General features: G+C 61.6%; 7 protein-coding genes. 1 reads left to right on the plus strand and 6 read right to left on the minus strand.

The annotated features are described in order from the left end of the window. Positions 1-123 precede the first annotated feature (123 nt). On the plus strand, positions 124-1,164 hold the full coding sequence (gene waaC, locus F8J34_RS06610; RefSeq protein WP_297057407.1) for a lipopolysaccharide heptosyltransferase I: 1,041 nt from the start codon (positions 124-126) through the stop codon (positions 1,162-1,164). Here waaC and F8J34_RS06615 read toward each other — a convergent pair. From F8J34_RS06615 to F8J34_RS06640, 6 genes are all read right to left on the minus strand, one after another. Then, a complete protein-coding gene (locus tag F8J34_RS06615; protein WP_297057409.1) occupies positions 1,150-1,377 on the minus strand; it encodes a type II toxin-antitoxin system HicA family toxin in 228 nt (75 codons plus the stop codon). The two genes, waaC and F8J34_RS06615, sit on opposite strands and share 15 nt — an antisense overlap. Further along, positions 1,377-1,610 carry a type II toxin-antitoxin system HicB family antitoxin gene (locus F8J34_RS06620; RefSeq protein ID WP_297057411.1) on the minus strand — a complete coding sequence of 78 codons (234 nt, stop codon included), beginning with the start codon at positions 1,608-1,610 and terminating at the stop codon, positions 1,377-1,379. Before F8J34_RS06620 ends, F8J34_RS06615 begins: the two co-directional genes overlap by 1 nt. Before the next feature lie 54 nt (positions 1,611-1,664). Continuing rightward, positions 1,665-2,708, minus strand: a complete 1,044-nt coding sequence (locus F8J34_RS06625; protein ID WP_297057416.1) for an ABC transporter substrate-binding protein — start codon at positions 2,706-2,708, stop codon at positions 1,665-1,667. 2 nt (positions 2,709-2,710) lie between these two features. After that, positions 2,711-3,520, minus strand: a complete 810-nt coding sequence (gene ybgF / locus F8J34_RS06630; RefSeq protein ID WP_297057419.1) for a tol-pal system protein YbgF — start codon at positions 3,518-3,520, stop codon at positions 2,711-2,713. A 10-nt stretch (positions 3,521-3,530) separates the two neighbouring features. Beyond that, the gene (locus F8J34_RS06635) at positions 3,531-4,379 is read right to left on the minus strand and encodes a dihydroorotate dehydrogenase (RefSeq protein ID WP_297057422.1); all 849 of its coding nucleotides are present in this window, start codon (positions 4,377-4,379) and stop codon (positions 3,531-3,533) included. Next, positions 4,366-4,974: hypothetical protein (locus F8J34_RS06640; RefSeq protein WP_297057426.1), on the minus strand; the 609-nt coding region annotated here is incomplete at its 5' end. The genes F8J34_RS06635 and F8J34_RS06640, both read right to left, overlap by 14 nt.

Below are 4,974 nucleotides of genomic sequence, written 5' to 3' on the forward strand. Positions count from 1 at the left end.
GAGGCCCGGGGCTATGCCGATCGTTTCCGGGCCGAGGGGCTTTCGGTGATAAGCGTGGGGGTTTCCTTCGATCCCGCCGAGCGCAGGGTCTTGGAGATCTCGGTTCGGGCCTCATCTTGAGCGGTGTTTCTTAATCCTTCCTTAAAAAGGATCCTCATCGTCAAGCTTTCGGCTCTCGGGGATGTGGTGCAGGCCCTTCCGGTGCTTGCGGCCTTGAAGAGGGGGCACCCGGGCCTTGAGATAGACTGGGTGGCCGAAAGACCTCAGGCCGAACTCCTTGAGGGGCATCCCCTGCTCCGGAGGCTCATCGTCTTTCCCCGCAGGGAAATCCTGGCCCTTTTCAAGCGGGGAAGGCCCGCGGGCGCGATAAAACTTTTCCGGGAATTTCTCTCTGCGCTTCGGGCCGAACATTACGACGCGGTGCTTGATCTTCAGGGGCTCTTTAAGAGCGCCATTCCGGTGGCCCTCTCCCGGTCCTCCCGCAAACTCGGGTTTGCCAATCACCGGGAGGGAAGCACCCTTCCTCTCACCGAAAAACTTCCTCCCTATGATCCGGATCTTCATGCTGTGCGGCGCTACCTCCTGGCCGCAGAAGCCCTGGGAGGCGTTTCCGAGCCGGTTAAGTTTCCGCTTCCCCGGTATCCTTCGCCCGAGGAGGTGGCTGAAAGGCGCGCCCTTCCTCCCCCGCCCTGGCTTATCTTCATTCCGGCCACCCGGTGGAGGACCAAACTCTGGCCCGAAGAAAACTGGCGTACGCTTTCCGAAAAGGCCCGGGGCTTAGGCCTTCCCCTCCTCTGGGTCGGGGGGCCGGGGGACCGGGAATATGTGGAAAGATGTGCGGCTTACGGGGAGAACCTCTGCGGGCGTCTAACTTTTAAGGAACTCTGCGGGATCCTTTCCGGGGCCCGGGCCGTGGTCTCGGTGGACACCGGGCCCATGCACCTTGCCGCGGCCCTGGACCGTAAGGTGGTGGCCCTCTTCGGACCCACGGCCCCCTGGCGCACCGGCCCCTTCGGAGAGGGTCACCGGGTGCTGCGGGCCGGTCTTCCCTGCAGCCCCTGTTTCCGCAAAAAGTGCCGCGACCTGCGCTGTATGCAGGCTCTAACCCCGGAAGAGGTCCTTTCCGCCCTGTCGGAGATCAATAAAAGTTTACCCGTCTCTTAAAAGAGAAATAAACTCCTCGCGGGATAGGCCGGCGTCTTTAAGGATTTTCAACAAAAGACCTGGCTTGATGACCTTATGTCTGGGGACTGTAAGCGGAGGTTTATCCGGGGCTTTAAGGCGTATGTGGCTGCCTTTCTGCCTTACCACCCGATAACCCATCTTTTCCAATACCTTGATGAGATCGTCTCCGGAAATAATGGGAAGTTTAGCCATTATATGGAAACGGATACCGTGGAAACCAGGATCTTTCGGGACTCCGGGAGAGGTTCCTCAGATTCTGCAAGGTCTTCCAGGGTTAAAAGGATGGCTTCTTTTATGTTTTCTAAGGCCTCCTCTACGCTTTCACCCTGGCTGTAACATCCCGGAAGTTCCGGACACGAAACCACATAACCTCCGGAAGGATCCGGTTCAAGGATTACCACAAAGTTCAAAACCCGTTTTTCCATCTTTGGCCTCCGAGCCTTACCTTCACCCAAAATTTTATCAGAGCCTCCTCTCCCTTAAAGATGTCCGGGAGGGCAGTAGGGGCGGAAGCCTTCCGGACCGTAGGTAAAGAGCCCCACGCTTTGGGGAAGGAGCCCGTAGTGGTCGTCTGAGGAAAGGTAATAGGTTCCCCCGGGAAGGTCTATCCTTCCCAGGGATTCGAGGGTATGTTCGCTCAGGGAATGTCCCCGAAGGAGGATCTCCCGGGCCAGATAAAAGGCGTCTATCAGGGCGGAGATGCGCAGATCGAGGGGGAAGGGAAAGGCGGAGCGTTTTTCTGGAAGATAAAGACCCGTGGCCGGGAAGGGTTGATTCCACAGGTCGCTGTTTTCGGAAAGCAGGGTTTCGCTGGCGATTTGCGGCCCCCAGAATACCGGCAGATGAAGCCCGGAGAGGGCCAGGGCCCGGGCCACCCGCAGGGCACTGGCCTGATCACACCAGATGATCACGGCGTCGGCCCCGAGCAGGGCCTCGAATTTGGGATAAAGATAGGTGTCCCCCGGACCGAACCAGACCACCTTTTCGATCCGCAGGCGGTATTCCCAGGCGTAGAGCTTGAGCCAGCGGAGCCCCAGGCGTCCTTCATCGTTCAGGGAAAGGAGCAGTCGCAGGTGATGACGCCCCTGGCCGGCGATGCAGCGCAGGAGCCCCTTGGCGGCCATGCGCGGGGAGAGCCCGGTGCGAAAGACCCCGCGGAAAGGCTCCCCCGGGATCTTGATGGGGTCCACGTCCCCGGTAAGGAGGATCACCGGGATTCCATAGGCCCGGGCGGCCAGGATTACTTCCCCGTTGGCCCGGGGGTTCAGGGGGCCGATCAGGAGCCGAACCTCCTGGTTGCGGGCCTTTCGGATGACGGAAAGGGCCTGCCGGCCGTCCCTGCCGGGATCGTAAAACTTTACCCACAGGGGAAGACCCTCCAGCCGGAAACGCGAGGCCAGGTCCCGGGCCACGGCGACCACCTCCTGCCTTTCGGGACCGCCGGAGACCAGAAGCCCGATCCGGGCGGCCTGGACCGAAAGGGCCATCCAGAGCAGGAAAAAACCGGCCAGAAGGGAACGCACTTTTAGCGTCCGAGTCGTTTCAGATATTTGCGGGCCACCGGAGCCTGTTCGCTACGGGGATATTCCTTTACGATCTTGCGGAAGAGGATGCGGGCCGCCTCGTTGTCGCCCAGGTGCAGAAAGGAAAGGGCCTGTTTGAGCAGGGCGGCCGGGACCTTGTAGTGCTTGGGATAATGATCCACCACCTTCTGATATTCCAGGATGGCCTCTTCGTAGCGACGCTGGGCGTAATAGGTCTCGCCGATCCAGAAATAGGCGTTGGGAGCATATTTACCCTGAGGATAGAGCTCCAGATATTGCCGGAAGAGTTTGCGGGCCCGGGCATAGTTTTTCTGTTTGAGGGCCGCAAGACCCTGCCGGTAAAGCTCTTCCTGTCCGGGCCGGGAGGTCTTGCCGGTAGGAGAAGGAGGAGCCGAGACCTTCTTACCCTTCTCCAGGGCCGCCAGTCGCTTGAGAACCTCCCCCTGAAATTCGGAGAAGGCCGCCTGATCCTGCCGTTGTTGATAGGAGAGTTCCTCCAGGAGTCCGTTCAGCCGGGCTATTTCGGCCTGGGTCTTCTGGATCTCCGCAAGCAGGTCCGCCCGTCGCTGGCTGAGGGCCCCGGTCTCTTTCTCCAGGGCCGAGAGCCGTTTCTCCAGCTCCGAAAGTCGCCGGTTAAGGTCTCTCTGCCGGGCTTCCAGCCGGGAAAGCCTTTTTTCTTGGACCTGGAGCTGACCCTCTACCGAGGATAGACGCAGGGAAAGATCCTGTACCTGCTGGGTATAGGCACACCCACAGAAAAAGAGCAGTACTACCGCCCATAATTTGCGCATAGTTTAGCTTTTAGCCGTCTTTAGCCAGGGCGTCAAGCTCGGAAAGGATACGAAGCGGAGCGCGGGGATCAAGGAGGGTGGCGGTTCCCACCTGGAAGGCCCGGGCCCCGCAGAGGAGATACTCCCAGGCATCCCGCCCGGAGACGATCCCCCCGCAGGCAATAAGCGGGAGCTTTACCCGGCGGGAGAGTTCATAGACCAAGCGCAGGGTGAGGGGCTTTATGGCCGGGCCGGAAAGGCCCCCGAGATGAAACCGGGGCCCCTTCCCCTCCCGGAGCACCGAAAGGGCCGGGTAGGTGTTGGCGCAGGTCAGGGCCTCGGCCCCGGCCTCCTCCGCGGCCTGCGCCACCTCAAAAACCGGCTCCACCGGGGAGAGTTTCACCGCAAGGAACCCCTCCCACACCTCGCGTATCCTTCGTACCAGGCGGAAGACCCCCTCCGGGTCCTTAGAGAAGGCAAGGCCCCCCTTTTTCACGTTGGGACAGGAGATGTTCACCTCAAGCCCCGCGGCCCCGGTCCCGCAAAGCCCCTCGGCAAGGCGCAGGAACTCCTCCTCGCTTTCTGCAAGGATGTTCACCACCACCGGCGGCCCGTGGGAAAGGAGCCGGGGAAGGATCCTTTCCCGAAAGACCGAAAGCCCGGGGTTCTCAAGCCCGATGGAGTTTATAAGCCCGCAGGGGGTTTCACTAAGCCGCGGCGGGGGGTTCCCCTCACGGGGAAAAAGCGAAATCCCCTTGGTCACCAGGCCCCCGGCCCCTTTAAGGACCTCCTCGGGGAGCGTCTCCCCGAAGCCCCAGGTGCCGGAGGCAAGCATGAGAGGGTTTTTGAGGTTGAGCGATCCGAGCCTAACTAAGGGCATGAAGGTCAACCTCCCGCGAGTCCACCGCCGGCCCCTCCACGCACACCTTAAGATACCCTCCGCCCCTCCGGGGCACGGCGCAGCCCAGACAGAGCCCCCGCCCGCAGGCCATCACCGCCTCCAGGGAAAGCCAGGCCGGGATAGCCGCTTCCTCGGCCATTCTTCCCACCGCAGAAAGCATGGCCGGCGGACCGCAGGCAAGGATCAAAGCCGGCCTCTCCCGGGTGAGGGCCTCGGAGAGGGCCTCGGTCACCAGGCCGCGTCTTCCGGCCGAGCCGTCCTCGGTGGTAAGGATAAGGGGCGCAAGGCGCGAAAGCCGCGAGATCCGCAGAAGATCCTCGCGCGACCGGGCCCCGTAAAAGAGCCGGCGAGGAATCCCCCGGGCCTTCAGGGTTTCAAGATAGAAAAGAAAAGGGGCCACCCCGATCCCTCCGGCGACGACCCAGACCGACCCGGCTCCCGGTACGGGAAAGGGCCTTCCGAGCGGGCCGTCCACCTTTACTTCGTCCCCCCGGCGAAGGGCCGAAAGGATCCGCGTCCCCCGCCCCCGCACCTGATAGAGTACGGAAATCCCTCCCTCCTGCACCTCATGCAC

Source organism: Thermosulfurimonas sp. (assembly GCF_015491435.1).
Taxonomy (GTDB): Bacteria; Desulfobacterota; Thermodesulfobacteria; order Thermodesulfobacteriales; family Thermodesulfobacteriaceae; genus Thermosulfurimonas_A.